Annotated in this window: 18 protein-coding genes; 10 read left to right on the forward strand and 8 right to left on the reverse strand. The window is 41.6% G+C overall.

Annotated elements, in window-relative coordinates; genetic code table 11:
* The first annotated feature begins 1 nt into the window (after position 1).
* The 6 genes from H3302_RS16210 to ppiC all read left to right on the forward strand — a co-directional run bounded on the left by H3302_RS16210 (position 2) and on the right by ppiC (position 7,017).
* Positions 2-3,148 carry an efflux RND transporter permease subunit gene (locus H3302_RS16210; RefSeq protein ID WP_182396595.1) on the forward strand — a complete coding sequence of 1,049 codons (3,147 nt, stop codon included), beginning with the start codon at positions 2-4 and terminating at the stop codon, positions 3,146-3,148.
* The gene (locus tag H3302_RS16215) at positions 3,141-4,547 is read left to right on the forward strand and encodes a TolC family protein (protein WP_065979129.1); all 1,407 of its coding nucleotides are present in this window, start codon (positions 3,141-3,143) and stop codon (positions 4,545-4,547) included. The genes H3302_RS16210 and H3302_RS16215 overlap by 8 nt, the downstream gene beginning before the upstream one ends.
* 13 nt (positions 4,548-4,560) lie before the next feature.
* A complete protein-coding gene (locus H3302_RS16220; protein ID WP_036972794.1) occupies positions 4,561-5,583 on the forward strand; it encodes a zinc-binding dehydrogenase in 1,023 nt (340 codons plus the stop codon).
* Positions 5,584-5,609: 26 nt separating this feature from the next.
* Positions 5,610-5,984, forward strand: coding sequence for a thiol-disulfide oxidoreductase DCC family protein (locus H3302_RS16225; RefSeq protein ID WP_244223175.1), 375 nt, complete (start codon positions 5,610-5,612; stop codon positions 5,982-5,984).
* Between the two features lie 112 nt (positions 5,985-6,096).
* Positions 6,097-6,675 carry a lysoplasmalogenase gene (locus tag H3302_RS16230; protein ID WP_162898069.1) on the forward strand — a complete coding sequence of 193 codons (579 nt, stop codon included), beginning with the start codon at positions 6,097-6,099 and terminating at the stop codon, positions 6,673-6,675.
* 63 nt (positions 6,676-6,738) lie between these two features.
* Entirely contained in the window at positions 6,739-7,017 is a 279-nt protein-coding gene (gene ppiC / locus H3302_RS16235; protein ID WP_065979131.1) for a peptidylprolyl isomerase PpiC, read from the forward strand.
* Positions 7,018-7,171: 154 nt separating this feature from the next.
* On the opposite strand, the gene H3302_RS16240 is transcribed toward ppiC, so the two are convergent.
* From H3302_RS16240 to H3302_RS16255, 4 genes are all read right to left on the reverse strand, one after another.
* Complete coding sequence (locus H3302_RS16240) at positions 7,172-7,453, reverse strand: hypothetical protein (RefSeq protein WP_065979132.1); 282 nt, start codon at positions 7,451-7,453, stop codon at positions 7,172-7,174.
* A 145-nt stretch (positions 7,454-7,598) separates the two neighbouring features.
* Positions 7,599-7,994, reverse strand: coding sequence for a GFA family protein (locus H3302_RS16245; protein ID WP_065979133.1), 396 nt, complete (start codon positions 7,992-7,994; stop codon positions 7,599-7,601).
* A gap of 483 nt (positions 7,995-8,477) precedes the next feature.
* Entirely contained in the window at positions 8,478-9,884 is a 1,407-nt protein-coding gene (locus tag H3302_RS16250; RefSeq protein ID WP_036972786.1) for a YfcC family protein, read from the reverse strand.
* A gap of 161 nt (positions 9,885-10,045) precedes the next feature.
* Positions 10,046-11,266, reverse strand: coding sequence for a Xaa-Pro peptidase family protein (locus H3302_RS16255; protein WP_182396596.1), 1,221 nt, complete (start codon positions 11,264-11,266; stop codon positions 10,046-10,048).
* Between the two features lie 129 nt (positions 11,267-11,395).
* Between H3302_RS16255 and H3302_RS16260 the strand changes: the two genes are divergently transcribed.
* Positions 11,396-12,475, forward strand: coding sequence for a Xaa-Pro peptidase family protein (locus H3302_RS16260; RefSeq protein WP_065979135.1), 1,080 nt, complete (start codon positions 11,396-11,398; stop codon positions 12,473-12,475).
* A gap of 4 nt (positions 12,476-12,479) precedes the next feature.
* On the opposite strand, the gene H3302_RS16265 is transcribed toward H3302_RS16260, so the two are convergent.
* A complete protein-coding gene (locus tag H3302_RS16265; RefSeq protein WP_065979136.1) occupies positions 12,480-13,088 on the reverse strand; it encodes a flavin reductase family protein in 609 nt (202 codons plus the stop codon).
* Between the two features lie 11 nt (positions 13,089-13,099).
* A complete protein-coding gene (locus tag H3302_RS16270; RefSeq protein WP_182396597.1) occupies positions 13,100-13,846 on the reverse strand; it encodes an SDR family NAD(P)-dependent oxidoreductase in 747 nt (248 codons plus the stop codon).
* 424 nt (positions 13,847-14,270) lie between these two features.
* Between H3302_RS16270 and ppc the strand changes: the two genes are divergently transcribed.
* Positions 14,271-16,916, forward strand: coding sequence for a phosphoenolpyruvate carboxylase (gene ppc / locus H3302_RS16275; RefSeq protein ID WP_036972780.1), 2,646 nt, complete (start codon positions 14,271-14,273; stop codon positions 16,914-16,916).
* Here ppc and H3302_RS16280 read toward each other — a convergent pair whose 3' ends face one another.
* Positions 16,917-18,953: an ATP-binding protein gene (locus H3302_RS16280; protein WP_065979138.1), complete on the reverse strand. Its 2,037-nt coding sequence runs from the start codon at positions 18,951-18,953 to the stop codon at positions 16,917-16,919.
* A 346-nt stretch (positions 18,954-19,299) separates the two neighbouring features.
* Here H3302_RS16280 and H3302_RS16285 point away from each other — a divergent pair, with 346 nt between their 5' ends.
* Together H3302_RS16285 and cdd are read left to right on the forward strand one after the other, a co-directional pair.
* Positions 19,300-19,668, forward strand: coding sequence for a hypothetical protein (locus tag H3302_RS16285; protein WP_036972778.1), 369 nt, complete (start codon positions 19,300-19,302; stop codon positions 19,666-19,668).
* 155 nt (positions 19,669-19,823) lie between these two features.
* Entirely contained in the window at positions 19,824-20,756 is a 933-nt protein-coding gene (gene cdd, locus H3302_RS16290) for a cytidine deaminase (RefSeq protein ID WP_065979139.1), read from the forward strand.
* Here the strand turns inward: cdd and udp are convergent.
* Positions 20,745-21,500 (reverse strand): uridine phosphorylase, encoded by a 756-nt coding sequence (udp, locus tag H3302_RS16295; RefSeq protein ID WP_065979140.1) that lies wholly within the window; start codon positions 21,498-21,500, stop codon positions 20,745-20,747. The genes cdd and udp overlap by 12 nt on opposite strands.
* Positions 21,501-21,505: the final 5 nt, after the last annotated feature.

The raw sequence follows: 21,505 nt of genomic DNA on the forward strand, positions 1-21,505 counted from the left end.
AATGAAATTTTCACACTTTTTTATTCAGCGACCCATCTTTGCTGCGATGCTGTCACTTATATTTCTTATCGCAGGGGCCATCTCGTTATTTCAATTGCCAGTCAGTGAGTATCCAGAAGTGGTGCCGCCAACGGTTGTTGTGACGGCAAGTTACCCGGGGGCAAACCCAACGGTGATTGCTGAAACAGTGGCGACTCCGCTTGAGCAAGAAATCAATGGTACCGAAAACATGTTGTATATGTTTTCGCAAGCAACCAGTGATGGCCGCATGACACTAACGGTAACGTTTGCGTTAGGCACTGATTTAGACCGTGCACAAGTACAAGTGCAAAATCGTGTAAATAGTGCACTACCGCGCTTACCACAAGAAGTTCAGCGTTTAGGTGTCGTAGCCGAAAAATCATCACCCGATTTAACCATGGTGGTGCATTTATACTCACCTGAAAAAACGCACGATACGACCTACTTAGCGAACTATGCTGACTTGTATATCAAAGACCAAATTGCACGTCTTCCGGGAGTGGGTGACGTACGTATGTTCGGTGGTGGCCAATACTCGATGCGCGTTTGGCTAAATCCAGATGCGCTATCGGCACGCGATTTAACAGCCATGGACGTAGTAAATGCATTGCGTGCGCAAAACCAACAGGTTGCTGCGGGTAGCTTGGGTGCACAACCTACGTCGAAAAGTAACCAATTCCAAATTCTAATGAATGTAAAAGGGCGCTTAAGCTCACAAGAAGAATTTGAAAATGTGATCATTAAAGTCGGTGAACAAGGTCAGCTTACACGCCTAAGTGATGTTGCACGCCTTGAGCTTGGCCAAGACACGTATGCACTAAGAGCGATGCTAGATGGTCAACCAGCCCTTGCTATGCCCGTATTCCAACGCCCGGGTTCTAATGCGATTGAGCTTTCTGATCAAGTGCGCGAAACCATGAAGGTGTTAGCTAAAGACTTTCCATCAGGAGTAGAATACGACATTGTTTATGACCCCACTATTTTCGTACGCGGCTCGATTGATGCTGTAATTAAAACGCTTTTAGAAGCAATCGCGTTAGTTGTTATTGTTGTGGTGGTGTTTTTACAAACATGGCGTGCATCGGTTATCCCACTGATTGCTGTGCCAGTATCTTTGATTGGTACGTTTGCGGTAATGCAATGGTTAGGCGTATCTATTAATACCTTATCGTTATTTGGGCTCGTACTCGCAATTGGTATTGTTGTCGATGATGCCATTGTTGTGGTTGAAAACGTTGAACGAAATATCGAACAGGGCTTATCACCACTAGAAGCAACTCGTGTTGCGATGACAGAAGTAACCGGGCCAATTATCGCTATTGCGTTAGTATTGTGCGCGGTATTTATTCCTACGGCTTTTATTACGGGTTTATCGGGTCAGTTTTATAAGCAATTTGCACTCACTATTACTATTTCAACGGTTATCTCAGCATTTAACTCGTTAACATTATCGCCTGCGTTATCGGCGTTATTATTAAAAGGCCATGATGCAAAACCAGACCGTTTAACTAAGTTATTAAACCGCCTATTTGGCAACTGGCTATTTAAACCCTTTAACCGCGTGTTTGATAAAGGCGCCAATGGCTACGAAAAACTCGTGCAAAAGCTTATTCGTATGAGTGTGATTGTATTAGTTGCTTATGTTGCGCTTGTTGGTGGCACCGTTAAATTGTTTGATGCTGTTCCGGGTGGCTTTATTCCACAGCAAGACAAGCAATATTTAGTGGCTGTTGCACAGTTACCTGATGCGGCAAGCTTAGACAGAACCCAAGAAGTCGTGCAAGAAATGGAAAAAATTGCACTACAAGTCCCCGGTGTTGCAAACACTGTGTCGTTTCCTGGTTTATCTGTAAATGGTTTCACCAATAGCCCAAATAGCGGCATTGTGTTTAATCCGCTTGCACCTTTTGAAGAGCGTCAAGACCCGAGTATGTCTGCAATGGCGATAGCGGCGCAGTTAAATCAAAAATTTGCCGCTATTGATGAAGCGTTTGTCGCGGTGTTCCCGCCACCGCCAATTCAAGGTTTAGGGACTACTGGCGGCTTTAAACTGCAAATTGAAGACCGTGCTAACAAAGGCTTTGAAGCACTCTTTAACAGTTTACAAGCAACCATTACTAAAGCGCAGCAAGACCCTGCATTAATGGGACTTTACTCTAGCTTTAGAATTCAAGTGCCACAAATGGATATCGACATTGACCGAGAGCAAGCGCTTATTCAAGGCATTCCTCTTGATGAAGTATTTAATGCCTTACAAGTCTATTTAGGTTCTGTGTATGTGAATGACTTTAACTTGTTTGGTCGTACTTATCAGGTAAATGCGCAAGCTGATGCTGATTACCGTCAAGATCCAGAGCAAATTTTGAATCTAAAAGTACGTAACCGTATGGGTGAGATGGTGCCATTAGGTTCTGTATTAACGGTCACACCAACAACAGGCCCAGATCGTGTGATGCACTATAACGGTTATCCTACAGCTGAACTAAATGGTAGCCCAGCACCAGGTTATAGCTCAGGCCAAGCACAGCAAGCTATTGAAGCAATCCTTGCAGACACACTCCCCAATGGGATTGAGTTTGAATGGACAGAAGTAACCTATCAGCAAATATTAGCGGGTAACACCATGGTGTATGTTTTCCCACTTGTTGTATTGCTTGTGTTCATGGTACTTGCGGCGCAATACGAGAGCTTGAGATTACCACTTGCTATTATTCTGATTGTGCCTATGACTATTTTCTCGGCCTTGTTAGGTGTGTGGTTTGTGGGTGATGACAACAATATCTTCACACAAATCGCACTAATCGTACTGGTTGCGCTAGCAAGTAAAAACGCCATTTTAATGGTTGAGTTTGCACGAGATCAGCATAAAACGGGAATGTCTCATCTTGAAGCCATTATTAAAGCGTGTCGCTTACGACTTCGCCCAATTCTAATGACATCAATTGCTTTTACGGCAGGTGTTGTACCTCTTGTTCTTGCCACTGGTGCAGGTGCTGAGATGCGTCACGCTATGGGGAACGCGGTATTCTCAGGCATGATTGGTGTAACCGTGTTTGGCTTATTGTTTACCCCGGTGTTTTATATGTTAGTAACGAAAAAATCGCAGAAGGAGCAACACGATGCATAAGCCTTTTGATGTAATCATTAAAAAAGGCAAACTTGTAAGTGCAATGCTGTTAGCCGGTGTATTGGCAGGCTGCGCACAAAGCGTAGACATACAAGAGCAGCAAGTTAGCCTGACACAATTTGTCAGTGATACACAAATTGGTGCACAAAACGAAGGTGCGAGCGAGAATAACTGGTGGCGTCGTTTAGATTCAGCGCAGTTAGACAATTTAGTGACTGATGCATTAGCAATGAATCACGACTTAAAAACCAGCCAACTTCAACTTGATGCAGCCATAGCTCGTTTAGGTGCAGCCCGTGCGGATTATTATCCGCAGGGCAGCTTAAGCGTAATCGCACAACGCAGTAGCTTAGATGGCGCTATTACGCGCCAATCAAACGCGGGTGTTAATGTAAATTGGCAGCTTGACTTATTTGGTCGAATTACAGCTTTAGTGGATGCTGCGAATGCTGGCGCACTAAATCAAGCCGAGCAGTTAAGGGCATTGCAGGTTGAAGTGGTTTCAGCGGTAGTGCAAGGCTATGTAAGCTATCAAGGTAATGTGCAAAAACAAGCGATTATTGAGATGCAAATCGAGGCGTTAGAGCAAAGTATTGATGTGCTGAGAGCAAGAGTTGAAGAGGGCGTTGCCAATGAGTTGGACCTTAATCGTACCCTTGCTCAGTTAAAGCAGCAACAAGCGCTTATTCCTGAGCTTAGTTACTTGCAATATCGCGACTTAGCAACCCTTGCGGTGCTAACTGGCCGACTTGCAAGCGACATAACGCTGATTGAAGAGTCTGAATTATTGAGCCGCGATTTTAGCGTGTCGTTTTATAAAGCGAGTGAAGCAATGGCACTCAGACCGGATATTACCAGTGCCTTGTATCAGTTCAGTCAAGCTTATTCACTCAGTGTGGCAGCCTCTAAAGCGCTTCTGCCTGATATTAGCCTAGCAGGGTTTGCAGGTGTGGTGAGTTTAACCAGTAATGGTTTAGACGATACCGTGCAACAATGGCAAGTGACGCCAAAAGTTGAATGGTCATTACTCAGCTATCCTGCATTATTGGCTCAACGAGACGCACAGCAATTTTTAAGCGAAGCGGCTTACAGCGACTATCAAAGTAAAGTACTAAAAGCGATAAGCGAAAGTGAACTTACCTTGCAACGCTTAGTCAAACAACAGCAACAACTTGATTTTGCTAATCAGCGTTTTAATTATGCGAATAAAGCATTTGAACAAGCTCACGCTATGTATGAAGAAGGACAAATTCCTTACTTAGAGTTGTTAGATGCGAGACAGGATGTTTTAATAGCGCAAGAAAATGCTGTTGATTCAACTATTGCATCTGTCCAGGCCAAGGTAAGCGCATATAACGTGTTTAACGGTCGTTGGAGCTTTGAACTTAACAATCTTTAACCCAGAGTATTAAATGTCACATATTCAACAAACTACAGATCTTCCGTCAACAATGCGCGCGCTAGCAGTGGTTGAGCCCAATGACGCTATTACGTTATCTGAGCTTTCTGTGCCAGTACCGAGTCCTGAAGGGAACGAACTTTTGATTAAAGTTGAATATGTGGGCTTAAACCATGTTGATGCTAATTTTGCAAAACAAGGTTTTTGTAAATGGCATTACCCGCATGTATTAGGCCATGATGCTGTTGGGGTGGTTGTTCAGGCAAATAAAGGTGTATTCCCTGGTGTTGGTGCACGCGTTGTATGGCACGCCAGTCTTGGCGACCAAGGTGTGTTATCTGAATACACAACGGTGCCAAACTATGCTGTATCGGTTGTGCCAGATAACGTATCACCTGCAGACGCTGCAACCTTACCTTGTTCAGGTATGACGGCATTAATTGCCCTTGATAAGTTGCAGCTGAGCGAAGGGGATTCACTGTTTATTGATGCTGGTGCTGGCGGAGTTGGCCAATTTGCTATTCAATTTGCTAAGCAACGTGGTGCAACGGTGTTTACCACCGCCAGCAAACACAATCATAAGTTACTTAAGCAATTAGGTGCAGATGTCGTGTTTGATTATAAAGACCCTAAACTTGAAGATAAAATTCGTCGTGAACTAGGGCCGCAAGGCTTTGATGCTGTTCTTGATTGTATTGGTGGTGATACTACCATTCGTAACGTTGAACTAATGCGCTTTTGTGGCCATATTGCATGCTTAAACGAACTCCCGAAATTCGAACAAGAACTGATGTTCAGACGCGCACCTAATATTGGTATTGTGTCGCTTGGTGGGGCTTGGCTTGCTAATAGCTTATGTGCACAGCAAAAGTTAAGTTTTATGGGCAATTTATTACTCGATAATGCAGCGCGTGGTGAGATAAAACTGCCACAAATCCATGCCGTTGACTTTAGTGCCCAAGCGGTTTCTGATGCACTGAATAAACAACTTGCTGGTGGCTTCACTGGGAAACAAGTTGTGCAAGTAAGCGGTTAAACTTGCATACTCACTGCCCAGTCATTTTGTTTGATGGTCAGTGTAATCTGTGCCATTTTTGTGTACGTTTTATTCTTCGCTTTGATAAACAGATAACCTTTAAGTTATGCCCAATGCAAAGCGATAAAGGTGAGCGTTTATTAAAAGCGCATGAAGTTAAAGATCCTCTTTCCTCAATGTTAGTGATTGATAAAAACCAGCTATATAAACAAAGTGATGCTGTGTTATTTATCGCAAATGAATTAGGGTTTCCATTCTCAATTGCTAAAGTGTTTTATCTGCTCCCAAAGGGCTTTCGCGATCATATTTATGATTGGGTAGGTCGTAATCGCTATCGTATTTTTGGTAAACAAACTCAGTGTAAGTTACTGAGCGAAAAACAAAAGCAGCATTTTTTATAAACATTTAAAGTAAAGCTTGCTATTCTCATTATTGGGAACAAACAAAAATAATAAGAATATGAACATTCTCTTTCTAATCCTTTGCACGTTTTACATTGCTTTACTGCTATTTATGCCTGCATTATCTCAACCCTCTATGGCGGTATTTAAAGCATTGCCTATCGGTGTGTTGATTGTGATGGTGTTAAAAGCACGCAATCAGATACAAAATCGCATTTTGATCACGCTATTATTAGCACTTAGCTTTTCGACACTAGGTGATGTGCTACTAGCCCTTGATACAGGGCAGCTTTTTATAGGCGGTTTAGCGGCATTCTTTGTAAGTCACGCTTTTTATATCATTACCATGTTACCAATTAAACACTGGCGAATAGAAGTCGTATTACTTTATCTCTTTTTTGCAATCATCGTTTTTTGCTTATTCTATCCAAACCTGAATGACATACTCATTCCCGTGCTTTTTTATATGTTGGTGCTCACCATAATGGCAAGCCTTACTTGGATGACGGATAAATCGAACGGTTTTTTAGTCTTAGGTGGGGCAGTGTTTGTTGTATCAGACTCTATTCTTGGCCTTAATCGTTTTTATTTTGAAATTGTGCATGCAGATATCGCAATCATGTGTAGTTATTATTTAGCGCAATTTTGTTTGATTAAAGGGTTCTTACCGGCAATAAGCAAACAGAAATAGCCGCAGTGGCTCAGTTTAGTTTGTCGTGATAAAATATCTGCGTTTTAATTTTCGAGATACCCCATGGCCAATACAGCACATGCATTGCATATTTTAGTTAAACATAAAGAGCAAGCTGAAGATATCATTAAGCAACTTAAAAAAGGGGCTAAGTTCCAGACCCTCGCTAAAAAATATTCAACGTGTCCGTCAGGTAAAAAAGGCGGGGATTTAGGCGAATTTAGACGCGGGCAAATGGTACCGCAGTTTGACAAAATTGCATTTAGCGGCGAGATCCTTGAACCGCATTTAGTGAAAACCCGCTTTGGTTGGCATGTAATTAAAGTGCTATACAGAACCTAAAGTTTAAAGCCTTAGCATTTAAATCATTATTGGACAGAAATGAGTTTTAGTCGACGGGCGGTTCTGTGCCAGAAGCGGACGGTGGTAACGGCCGCCACAAACGCGATCAGCGTGTTGCGAAATGAGCCGCGCAGCGGCGTTTAAATGGCGCTTATTATGTGTTTTGGGCACTTAATTTTTTCCCTTTGAGATAGCACCATATAAAAGTTAAAACACAGGTGGCTTTAAGAGCCAATAGTTCCAACGGTTTCCACCATGCTCCTGTCTCAGCTTCGATTATGTCTGATACGCCAAATAGAGTGAATGCAACCGTAGCTACCAGCAAAAGCGTTAGCCAACGATTATCTCTGCGCCTAATGACAGCAGTAATTAGCATCCCTAAGCCAATACTGAACCATAAGCCAGCTTCAATATGGTTGAATGTTTCTATGGTCATAATTTACACATAACGCCGCGTTAAGGGGTGAACAACGCCAACCACCTAACCTAAGCCATTGTGTCGTAATCACTTAAACCGATTCAAACTAAAAATGCCAAGCGTTGTGAATCCCTCTTAAACGCTTTGTTATGCATATTTTCTCCTATTCGTGTGGATGTTTAGGAAATTGTTTTGCGCGGTCTCCAATTTTAAACCAATGTGGCTTTTCCGAAACAAACTCATGAAATTGATTTTCTATTTCAAACTCAGTATCTAAGCAATTAGCATTGATTGGAAACGAATCCATTTCAGATAGAACCTCACCAAGAGAAGTCCCACAAACTGAACAAAAACATCTGTCGTATTCATATGGCGGCTGAGCTTTAAACGTAGCTATTTTATCTCGACCTGTAGTTATCTTAAACTTATCAGACTTAACAAAAACTAATGAACTCGCACCAACTTTACGACAACGACTACAATGGCACATACCCATCATACTTGGCTTTTCAACTAATTCGAATTGAACCGAGTTACAACAGCAGCTTCCTTTAATCATCTTGATCCCTTTTATAAACGCAGTTTGTTTAACAAGATAATAGCACTAGCTGTATATATGTACAGGTTAAATTATGCATAACATGTTTATAGCGAGCGAATCGCACGTTTTTCTACCACTGCGTCGCTCGCTTTTCTGAATGACTCATTTGTAACAAACTTCTTAACTAATTGCCATTACTACTAAAATGCAGTAGTCCTAGCTTTTGCCTCAGGACAAAAACGAGCGATTGTGTTGCTTTCCTGACTATGCAAGCAATATACCTTGACGAAATAGAAAAGCAATTGTGAACGGCCGAAGTTCACTATTTTTAGAAATTCTCCTAAACACGTCTTGGGGCAGAAGCGAGTTGCGGCTTATGGTCAGGTTTTGGCACAGGCTTGTCCTTTGACTCCAACTCCATTTTATCCAAAAATGTGTTGTTACAAAGAACTCAAAACATGTAAAAAAAGCGCCTAGGGCGCTTTTTTAATATCAACTAGCTTAATTTAGTGTGGGTTGCACATCTAGCCCATAACCAAACATAACTGCGATTACCAGTACTATTGATGCGGCAGCCATTAGTTTGATAAGCAGTGGTAAACAGAATCTAAACCAATGGCCGTAGGGTACGCCAGCCATACCTAAAATACCCATAAGTACGGCATTGGTAGGAATGATCATATTTGAGAACCCATCACCAAATTGGTAAGCAAGTACAGCAACTTGACGTGGCACACCGACTAAATCTCCTAGTGGTGCCATTAGTGGCATCGTGACATAAGCTTGACCAGAACCTGATGGAATAAATGTATTTAATACAGTTTGAATCACTAACATGCCAATCGCTGATATTTCGGCAGATACATAAGACAACGGTAACGACATGCCATGCACTAAACTATGCAGAATCTGACCATCCTCTAAAATCAGCGCAATACCCCTTGCAACACCAATCAAAATTGCGGTTGTTACTAGGTCTGACACCCCCTCAATAAATTTATTGGCCGCTTCATCAGCAGATAACTTGCCTAAAATGGCTACAACGACACCCCATGCGATAAAAACACCACCTAGCTCATATAAATACCATCCTTTTGATGCGATACCCCAAACAGCAATCGCAAGGGTAATAATAAAGCTGCCTAAAATAAGTTTATGGCGAAGAGCAAGTGTTGGGTAACTTGCAGCCGTTTGATTTTCAAGCGGGCAAGGTACACCTATCATCATCGACTTAGACGGATCATTGGCCACCATTTTGGTGTATTTCCAAACATGATGAAAACCGATAAGAACAAATGGAATGAAGATGGCTAAACGTAACCATAGGCCAGAGTAAACAGGAATACCTGCAATTTGTTGCGCTATTAATACGGTGAAGGGGTTAAATGCCGATACACCATACCCAATACCATAGCCTGCGACTATCATACCGACTGCGGTCATCGCATCGAGGCGCATTGCTTTACAAAGCGCAACTAAAATAATAACAAACGGGATGTACTCACCTGCAGTACCAATACTGCTCGATGCAAGTGCAAAGCAAAATACCACCATAAATATTAAACGCTGTGGTTTTTCACCGTGGCGCTCAAGTAAGCGACCGATTAGTGCATCAACAGTACCTGTTGCGCGCGCTATGGCTAATACACCCCCGACGATTAATACAAAGAAAATTACATCTTGTGCCGCTGCAAAAGCGCGAGGAATTGCTTGTAATAAATCCCAAGGAGTTAAATAGTGACGTTCTGATACTGTTTGATAAGTACCCGCAACGACCATTTCTCGGCCTGAGTCACTGAGTGTTGTGCTGAAGAAACCCTGTGGTACGAGCCATGTTGCGATTAAAGCAATGACCATCATACTGAGTAGTAAAATTAGCGTGTGGGGAACTTTAAAATGCAAACCCATTTATTCTCCATAATATTTTTATAGGTAAAATTCTTGAAATAATACCATGGCTTAGACAAAAAAGGTGACCGAAAAGTAAGCGTATTGTGAACTAATGTAATATGTGAAGCGCATAAAGACAGGGAAAGAGGCAGGCCACAATACAGTGGCCTGAATAAAACTTATTTACCTAAGCCAAACGGGTCATCAATGCTGTGTGCCGGTTCTGTAAACCAACATGGGCCCGATTCTGTCATGTAAAAGTGATCTTCTAATCGAATACCAAATTCGTCAGGAACAACAATCATTGGCTCGTTACTAAAGCACATACCCTTAGCAAGTTTAGTTGTATTACCCCCAACTAAATAAGGCCATTCATGAATATCTAAACCAATGCCATGACCTGTTCTGTGAGGACATCCCGGTGTTTGATAGTCTGGGCCCATACCATTAGCTGCGAGATATTGCCGTGCAGCATCATCAACCGAGCCGCAACTAGCACCAATTTTAGCGGCGTTGAATGCAGCTAATTGTGCATTTTTTTCATGTTGCCAGAACTCACGTTGGCGTACAGTTGCATCTCCAAAGACATAAGTACGTGTAATATCAGATAAGTAATCATGTACTTTACAACCTGTATCAATCAACACCACATCCCCTTTTTTAAGGGTTTGTGGGTTCTTTACACCATGCGGGAAAGACGACGCTACACCAAATAATACAATGCAGAAATAGTTTCCTGGTGCGCCTACTTTTTGGTGTGCTTTTTTAATAAAGGCTTCGACTTCGGTGGTTGTTATCCCTTCGTAGAGCATACTTGCAGTGGCTTTATGAACTTCAAGAGTCATATCCATAGCACGTTGCATAAGAGCAAGCTCATTCGCTGATTTATGCATACGGCAATGCGCTGTAACACATTGGGCATTAATGATGTTGTAATGGCTGTTGGCTTTATTTATCCCATCATAAATAAAGAATTGCGCGCTTTCATCTATACCAATCGTAGCATTTTTATCGATACCCATTTCACACATTACATCAACACACAATTGATACGGGTTTTCATGCTCTTGCCAGCCGCGTATTGGGCCGTCAATCACCATAAAATCATTTAAACTACCAATTTCAAAATAAGGGGCGATGTATTCAACATTGCCTTTCGCAGGTAAAATAGCGCCAACTAAACGTTCACTTGCATACCAACGCATTCCAGTAAAATAAGCAAGGTTAGTTCCTGCATTCAGATAAATTGCGTCTATATTATTGGCTTGCATATAGGCTTGCGCTGCGCTGATGCGGGCTAAAAATTCATTACTTTGTATCGGGGTTAAATCTGTCGTCATATCTGATAAAGAAGCCAGAGCTTGCTCTGGTGACTGAATACCGATGCCATATGTTGTCATTGTTTACTCCTTGGTTTTTTCACATTGTGACCTGAGTGTGTAACTGGATGCAAATTCACTGCGACTAATCGCATCTAATTCGTTTTTAAATCGAATGCTGCTAGCATGCGCAAAAAATAAGGAGTGATGATGCAAGCAAACTACCTACAAAGACAAGCTGAATTTAAAGCCCGACTCGAACAGCAAGGCTATAGCGCCATGTTAGTTCTTGGTCATGAAAATATTCGTTACTTAAGTGGTTTTAGTGGCAATGCCGCCTACGCATTGATCACAAAGAACGACTGTATACTGATAACCGATTATCGCTACCATCAGCGTGCTATTGCAGAGACTTCGGGGTTTGATGTGGTGTGCCGCGACCGTGATACTGAAAGTCTTGGTGACTGCATCAACCGTCATTTAGCTGCTAAAAGTCATGTTGCTTTTGATGCAAGTTATATCACAGTAGCAGTATGGCAAGATGTAGAAAAAGCGCTAAGTAATCACACCTTAGCCCCGGTTACTGGTCTTATAGAACAGCAAAGACGTGTTAAAGATGCTTGGGAAGTTGAGCAGATTAAAGCGGCTGCAGCAATCGCGGATCAGGCTTTGGCAGAGACTTTACCTTACTTCAAAGAAGGGGTTACTGAGCGTGATTTAGCCTTAGAACTTGAATACCGAATGCAGAAGCTAGGATCCGAAGGCATGTCTTTTGCCACTATTATGCTATTTGCTGAACGAACAGCGCTGCCGCATGGTAATCCGTCTTCACAGGTGTTAAAACACGGCGACTTTATCACCCTTGATTTTGGGGCTGTGGTGAACGGATACCGCTCCGATATGACACGAAGCTATATACTAGGTGAGGCATCAGATAAACAAATATCGATTTACAAAGCTGTCGAAGAGGCGCAACAAGCATCACTTGCGCTTGTTAAGCCCGGTATCAACTGTTTGGCGTTAAATGCGGCATCACAGCAAGTATTAGATGATGCAGGATATGGAGAGTATGCAGGTAAAGGACTCGGGCATGGGCTAGGGCTTTTCTTACATGAAGTGCCTTTTATTAATACCTTGACTGATTACACCCTTGAGGTTGGTAATGTGATAACCATAGAACCTGGCATCTATATACCAGGTTATGGTGGGGTGCGTTTAGAAGACGATATCGTCGTTACTGACACAGGATACGAAGTATTAACGCACGCACCTAAGCCATTTATTATCTAAGCCACTATTTTTTAGCGTACGCTAAGCGGGCAAGTCGTTCAGTCGTGTGATAACTGTCGAGCCCGCTTACTGCGACGGTCTCTAACGATTCGATATCGACAAACCCATCGTTGTCTATACTGTGTTCATCAAGGTGAATAGCAGTAATTTCACCAATAATGAGTTCGGTGCCATTGATTTCAAGGTGGTGGTGCTCTTTTAACTCAACGCCATATTTAAGCCGGCTGTCTTTCACGTAAGGGGCTTTGAAGTCAGCGAGATATTCTGCTTCTAAACCCGTCGCAATAAACTCAGATTCCGCTTTATCATAGCGTGCAGATGTTTGGTGTGCCTGTTGATAAATTGTTTTATTAACGTGGTTAATCGTATAAAACCCCGTCTCTAAAATGTTTTCTAATGTATGTCTAGGCACAGAATGTGGACGGATTATCATGCCTACCAACGGCGGGTGTGCGCCTAAATGAAACACTGAGCTGACAATGGCTAAATTTGTATGCCCTTGATTATCTTGTGTGCCAATTAAATTAGCACTTTTGAACCCCGATAAACTATTAATGAAATGGGCTCGGTATCGACTGTCTAAATTTTCAATGGTGTTTTTTGAAAAGTACATAATTTTCCTTGTTACCAATCAATGGTTTTTCCCTGCCAATCAATGTAAGCAGGATTATCTAACTGAGATAAAAAATGAGTATCTGCAACAAACTTATAAAGCTGCTTAGCAACAAATTCTGGTGTAAAAAGCTTATCTGCTGGGACATTGGCTTGAAAAGGTTTAGATAAAGGTGTGTCTGTTGTACCAGGATGAAAGAGCACACAGTGGTTATGTTGAAAACGACGTTTGATCTCAATCGCAGCCGATTTAAACAGCATGTTAAGTGCAGCCTTTGAGGCACGATAACTGTACCAGCCACCCAGTTTATTATCAGAAATGCTGCCGACACGGGCACTCAGTGCACAGATAACACTCGGTGTTTTACGGTTAAGCAAAGGTACAAAAGCATTAACGCAAGCAATCGGTAATAATGCATTCGTTTTCATACTGTCGATGAAGTGTGCCTGCGATATGTCTGATAATTTACGCTCTGGAGCATGATCCGAATTATGCAACATGCCATTGAATATCACCAGTTGCGACAACGGGGTGTCGTAGCGTGCAAGCTCAGTTGCCACAGCTGCTAAACTGGCATCACTGTAATCAGTGATAAAGTGCTGATGGCGCACATTATGTTGAGTTGTGCTATTAAAACTATTGTCAAAATCACTTCTGCTCAGAGTCACAATGATGGCATCGGTTAATTCATTGTGTAGCTCATTAAAGTAGGCTTTTGCGATATCACTGCTTGCGCCAGATAAAATAATTAGTTGCATTTTTAGCTCGATTCTAAATTTTTTAAAAAATATTTTTTCTCGTTCAACATAAAAAAATCGCTTAAGAATGGGCCGTTTTTTATTCTTAAACTAAAAACGAAAGACATAATTCAACATCTAAAAGCTTTACCAACTGTTTTTTGAACACGCCTTTATTTACACGGATTTTGCCTAAAATATTGGTAAGTCCATTTTACCAATTGAATGGATAAAATATGGTTTGTTAAGGCTAAGCTGCATAATTATTACGCTTTTATGTTTATATATTGGTTATTCTTTTTTACGAACATGTTAGAAAATTCGATCTATTAAATTGACGCTGACAATGATATTAATAGAAAGGATCAGTATTTTGTAGGCGTTTTGCTTAGCAAAATACTGTGCAGTAAGTACTTTCAACTTAGTAAAAGAAAGGAGTATGAGAATGAGTGAACAATACGCTGCACTTCGCGGTAATGTTAGCATGCTTGGACAAATGTTGGGTCAAACGATTAAAGATGCACAAGGACAAGCCATTTTAGATAAAGTAGAAGAAATTCGCGCTTTATCTAAATCGTCACGTAGTGGTAATGAAGCCGACAGACAGGCCCTTATTGATGTACTACACGCTCTCACAGACGAAGAACTATTACCGGTTGCACGCTCATTTAATCATTTTTTGAACCTTGCTAATGTTGCCGAACAATTTCATACTGTGTCACGCTTTAATGATGTTGGCTTTTGCCAACTTAATCCTCTCACTCAAACATTAAAAGCGTTAGCAACTGCGGCAAATCAAGGCCACATTGATATTAATCATTTAGCCGAAACTCTCTCAAAACTCCACATTAATTTAGTGCTCACCGCGCACCCTACAGAGGTGACGCGTCGTACTATGATTAACAAACACGTTGAGTTAAGTGATTGCTTAGCGTCATTAGAGCGCAAAGACAATCTACCTACAGAGCGTGCAGAACTTCTTAACCGTATAGAGCAGCTAATAAGCCAAGCATGGCATACGGATGATATTCGACGTTCACGCCCGACCCCTATTGATGAAGCAAAATGGGGCTTTGCCGTGATCGAAAACAGTCTATGGCATGCTGTGCCACGTTTTCTGCGTGAATTTACTGATGAGGTTAAATCTGAACTCGATTTAAGCTTACCAATTGATTACAGCCCGATAGAGTTTACATCGTGGATGGGCGGCGACCGTGACGGAAACCCATTTGTCACCGCTGAAGTGACGCAACAAGTGCTTGACCACGGTCGTTGGATGGCTCTCGATTTATATTCTCGTGATATTGAAACCCTGAGTAACGAACTATCAATGTCAGATGCAAGTGATGAGCTCATTGCGCTGGCAGGTCAAGAATTCGAACCATACCGTGCGGTGCTGAAAAACTTAAAAAATCAGATTGCTGAAACAGTTACGCACCTTGGTGCAAAAATTAAGCGTAAACGTACAGATTCTGAGGATTTAATTACCGACATAGCACAAATAAAACATCCCATTGAAGTGTGTTATCGCTCGTTAATTAAAACCAACATGCGAGTGGTTGCTGACGGTTTATTACTTGATGTGTTACGACGCATAAATAGCTTTGGTTTACGCCTAGCTAAGCTAGATGTACGTCAAGATTCGTCGCGCCACAGTGATGTGTTTTCTGAGTTAACACGCTATTTGGGCTTGGGCGATTATCACCAATGGCAAGAGGACGATAAGCAAGCTTTCTTACTTGCTGAGTTAAATTCGCGCAGACCGCTTATTCCTAAGCATTGGAAACCGAGTCCCGATGTTCAAGAAGTGCTAGATACCTTTGATGTTATTGCTGCACAAGATGCGCACACCTTCGGTTTATATATCATTTCTATGGCACGCACTGCGTCTGATGTATTAGCTGTGCAACTGCTTCTAAAAGAAAGTGGTTGTAAGTTTAAATTACCCGTGGCTCCTTTATTTGAAACGTTGGATGACTTAAATGCGGGTAAAGATGTTATCGAGTGCCTACTTGATAACACTTGGTATCGTGGTCATATACAAAACCAACAAAATGTCATGATTGGCTATTCAGATTCTGCGAAAGATGCGGGCATGATGGCTGCTGGCTGGGCACAGTACGAAGCCATGGATAAACTTGTTCAACTTGCTGAGCAACGTGGCATTGAGTTGGTATTGTTCCATGGACGAGGTGGCACCGTGGGACGCGGAGGCGCTCCTGCGGCGCAAGCACTGCGTTCTCAACCACCGGGTTCATTAAAAGGGGGACTGCGTGTTACTGAACAAGGCGAGATGATCCGCTTTAAGTTTGGTCTGCCTGCCGTTGCGCTACAAAGTCTTAATATTTATGCTGGTGCAGTGCTTGAAAGTAATTTGTTACCGCCTCCTGAGCCTAAGAGTGAATGGCGTGATGTGATGCAGCTTATTAGCGCCGAGTCATGTGAGCATTACCGCGATGTGGTTCGTCATGATGAAAACTTTGTTCCCTATTTTAGAATGGCGACGCCAGAGCAAGAGCTTTCAAAATTGCCATTGGGTTCACGCCCTGCGAAACGAAACCCACATGGCGGGGTAGAAAGTTTGCGTGCAATCCCATGGATTTTTGCATGGAGCCAAAACCGCCTAATGTTACCGGCTTGGCTTGGCGCATTAAGAGGTTTACAAGCTGCACTAGATAAGTACGGTATTGAAACCTTGCATGAAATGAGTTTGCAATGGCCATTTTTCCGTGCGCGTTTAGAAATGCTAGAAATGGTATTTAGTAAGGCGGATAGCTGGTTAAGCGCACACTATGATGATGCGTTAGTGACAGATCAATATAAACCGCTCGGTGTGAAGTTACGCCAAGAACTTAATGAAGCAATTGAATTGGTTCAATCATTGAGTCCACAAAAAAGTTTACTTGCTGATCAACCGTGGATCAAAGAGTCTATTGCTTTGCGTAACCCGTACACCGATCCTCTCAACTTGTTACAAGTCGAATTACTACGTCGCTCGCGTGAAGCAGATGCTAGTTCAGCGGGTGATATTGATAATGCACTCATGATCACCATGACAGGGATTGCTGCGGGTATGCGTAATACCGGTTAATCACTCTTCATCTACTAATCGTACGTCGATTGGTAAGGTAATTATAAACCGTGCGCCGTGATCAGATGACTCGGCGCATATTTTGCCTTTTAAGTTATACTGCACTGCGTTAAAAACAACATTTAAACCCAGCCCCAAATGCTGGCTACCCATATTGGATGTGTAAAAGGGGGTGAAAATTTCTTTAAGAATTCCATCTTTAATTCCTACGCCGTTATCTTGATAGATAATATCAACACACTGCGCATTCTGCTTAATTACAATGTCTACTTTGCCTTCATCACGGTCAATAAACCCATGTTCGCAGGAGTTAATCACCAGTGTTTTTAAAACATCACCTAAAATAGAGGGGTAAGACATAATCGTGACATCATCACCACTCACTTCGTAATAAATATGTTTTCCTAGATAGATACTCAGCGGTTCTAATCGGTCGTGCATATACTCAAGAAGCACAATATTTGACATCGGTTTATCAAGATTAATAGAGACATTGAGCGATTTAAATTCTTCAACAATGCTGGCGAGTCGATTAACACTACTGATCACCAACTCTTTTGCACTGCTGGTATCATTTATAAACTCGTGGAAATGCTTGCTGGTTAAATTCCGGTTTTCAAACTTATCAGATAAGCCCGTTAAGTATTTATCTATTAGCGAGCTGGCTGTCACAATGGTGCCTATCGGGGTATTTAATTGATGCGCCATGCCTGAGACTAATGACGTAAGCGACGCTATTTTTTCGATTTCTATAAGATGGCTTTGTGTATCGTGGAGGCGTTTGAGCGTGGCTGCGAGTTTATGTTTTTGTCTGTTAATACTTCGTATGGCTATAAATGAGCCGATAATAATCAAGAATAGACACATCGAGATGGCAATTGTTAAATCTTGGAATGCTTTTGCTTTGGTTGCTTTTATTTGCTCTGTTTTGGTTAGTTCAGAAATTCTCACTTCTTTTGCAGCTAAATCAGCTTCGGCTAAGGCTTTGGTTAAATTAACACTTGCCTGACGTTTCAAAGCGACCGTTTGTATGTCGTTGTACTGTTTATAAGCTATCAGTGCATTTTGATAATTGCCTTGTTTTTCATAGAGACTTGCCGTGAATTTTGCGACTTCTAGCTGTGTTTCAAAATGCGTATATTTATCAGAATCGAGATCGATTGATGTGATCAAACTAATTGCGTGTTCAATTTTACCTTGTGCTTCATATGTCGCTGTAAGCGCTAAAATAGCACTCATGTATTCACTGCTTACATCATGCTCTTTTATTAAATCAACGGCGTTTAATAACACGTTTTCAGAGGCTTCTAAGTCACCTAGCAGTCGAAGAATTTTGCCTTTCAGGACTAAACTTATACTCTGGTGTGTGATGTAGTCATGCTTTTCTTGCAAAATGAGTAGCGCATCTAAAACTGCCATCGCTTCATCGTATTTTTTAAGCCCAACCAGTGCGGTCGCAATATTCATTGATGCAAACGATTCGTTGAGTGTTTGATTATTTGTTTGTGCGTAGAGTTTGTAATTTTCGAATGTGGTTAATGCTTCTTTAAAGCGTTCTAATTCTAAGTAGATAAGCGCTATATTGTTTTCGACTTGATAAACAAGAAGTTGATTTCGTTGTCTCGCAAAGGGAATTGCATCGTTATAGTAGTTGAGGGCTTCTTCGTAAAGGCCAAGTCGTGAATAGATTCCACCAGAAAGGTTGTAATACCCATACATTAAACTCTTTTCACTCAGTCGAGAGACCATGCTTTTGTATTCTACCACTGACTGCATCGCATCTTCGAACTGATTGTTTTCAAATAAAAACCAGGTTTTGTAGTTGGTAATCATAACTCTTTGTTCGAGTGAAAAGTCATCTGTTTCGAGTAAAGAGTTGACTAAATTGAGCCCTTCGGTTGGGGAGTGTGCGTAGCTTTCCCTGATTGTATTGCGTATTTTTTCAAACTCATCTGCTGTTTTAACGTTAGCTTGACCCGCAACGGGGAAGCTAAACACCAGCAGACTAAACAAAAATGTAATGAGTACTCTGGCCATGCATGAACTCAATAGATAAAAAATAAAGTATTAATACCAGAATAGTTCATACGTTCGATTTCGTTCAGGTACAAACTGTATATTTTATTAGTAATGTGAATTATCAGAAAAAACGTATTGTTGGTTAGGAAAAATTACAGGTATCTAACAAGTAAACACAACGTGAAATATCGCTACAGATATTTAATTATTATCTAGCACTAAATTATTATTTACTTGTCTGGTCTGACCTATTTTATTGCTAGGTGTTGACTCAGTTGTAGATATCAATAAAATAGCGCGGCTTTCTCATTCAGCCTAGATTAAGCCCATTTAAAAATTACCCACAGACTTTTAGAGTAACTTTATGACCAATGTGTCTACTTGCATCACATATGATGCATCGACGTCGCTTGTAATGATGACGTTAAGAGGGATGGCAAGTGCACAGGATGTGATAAATTTTTACCAAATAGCCCATCAATACTCTTTATTGTATGGATCAGATAAAATTTTGGTCGATGTATCCGAGTTAACCCATAACTTTGAGCCTGCAGACTTATTTACCATTATGCCCGTTGTTGCAAACACTTTAAAGCGAGCTGTAATCGCAATTGTGGTCAGTTTTGATGGGTTTATGCATGACCTGTTTGTGCAAAAGGCCAAGCGTTATAACGTGCATGCAGAAAATTTCGAATGTTTTCAAACAGCAAAAAATTGGCTTATAGAACAGTAATCTCAAAATGTGACATACACACCTGGTTCTACTTTAAAGCTGCAGATAATTAGCCTATTAAATCGGGACATAATTGAGCTTTGCACGCCTTAGAGTCTAGTAATTACGGGCATAACCTTTTACACTGTATAGCCAATTAATAATTATAATTTGTTATGACAGCAAGTAGTAAAGAACTGAGCCAAGAAGCGCTAAATTTAGCGTCATTTAGTTTTTCTTTAGAGCAAAAAACAGCGCTTTTTACTCAGTTAAAGCAGCAGCGCGGTATTCTATTTCAGCGCGATATTATTGCTCTGTGTAATGAGCATAAACTCACAGAAACACAGTTACTTAAAGCGTGTGTACCCGTTGCGAGTTTATTTTCTGTTGCGCCTATATCGCAATTTTATGTCGGTGCAATTGCACTGGGTATTAATCAGCAAGGCGAAACTCAGTTCTATTTTGGTGCGAATGTTGAGTTCACCCATCAAGCATTAAGTTTAGTTGTTCATGCAGAGCAGTCAGCGATAAATAATGCCTGGCTAAATGGGGCAAAATCAGTCATTAAAATTGCAATTAGTGATGCGCCGTGTGGTTATTGCCGCCAGTTCATGAATGAGCTAGATACAGCCGATTCGCTTGAGATACTCCTACCAGAAAAGCACTTTAGTTTGCATGACTTACTGCCTAATGCGTTTGGTCCTAAAGACTTAGGTAATGAAATAAGTCTTATGTCGCAGTCAGCGAGTACGCATCAATTTTCAGGTATTAGTAACGCGTGTGATGCAACACTCATTAAAACAGCATTAAATGCCTACGTGCCTTATACGGGGAATTTTAGCGCCGTTAAAATTAGTACGTATCACGATGGTGATTTTTATGGCAGTTACGCAGAAAATGCGGCATATAGCCCCAGTTTGTCACCTTTACAAAGTGCGTTGAGCCAGTTTTACCTTAGCGGATTAAGTTTTGACGATCAGACGGTTAAGTCAATCACTTTACTTGAGACAGAGGGCGCGAAAAATCAATTAGAGGTGGCGAAAGCAGTGCTGGCAAGCTTTGAAAACCCACCAGCATTTGAATACATTACAGCGGCTTTAATTAAGTAATAGTTTGGCCGCTTCAATGACGACGGCGACCGACTTTTTCTCGATCTCGCCGTGGTCTACATTAGGGATTTCTTGCTTAGTTCTATTTACTAATACCCCAGCTACACAGGCTGCTCTGAGGCCTAAAGCAGCACACATAGTAAAGAGTGTTGCCGATTCCATTTCATAATTCATGACACCAAGTTTTTGCCACTCTTCACAACTACCTTGCAAAGCACGTGGTACATAACCTGAATAGGTATCGTAGCGTTCTTGCCCAGGATAAAATGTATCACTCGATGCCGTAATACCAATATGATAATTGATGGCTAAGTTATCGCAGGCATTAACCATTGCTCGTGTGGCAAAAAAATCAGAAACCGCAGGGTAACTTAACGGGGCAAAGTGTTGGCTTGCTCCATCTAAACGCACAGACGCTTGGCTAATTAAAATGTCACCTTCGTTAATATGTGGTTGAATGGCTCCGGTTGTCCCAATGCGTAAAAAAGTATCAACACCCAGTTGTGCTAATTCTTCTACAGCGATTGATGTCGAAGGTCCACCAATGCCAGTCGAACATACCACAACGCTGTGGCCATTTAGTTCACCACGATAAACATGAAATTCACGGGTTTTTGCTAAGCATTCAGGGTTATCAAGAAAGGTTGAAATACGCGCTGAGCGGTCAGGATCGCCCGGAACGATTGCCAGAGTGGCACCTTTTAAGTCGTCACGTGAGAGTCCTAAGTGAAATACCTTTTCCATTTTTG

Source organism: Pseudoalteromonas sp. MT33b, from assembly GCF_014117385.1.
In the GTDB taxonomy this organism is placed as follows: domain Bacteria; phylum Pseudomonadota; class Gammaproteobacteria; order Enterobacterales; family Alteromonadaceae; genus Pseudoalteromonas; species Pseudoalteromonas lipolytica.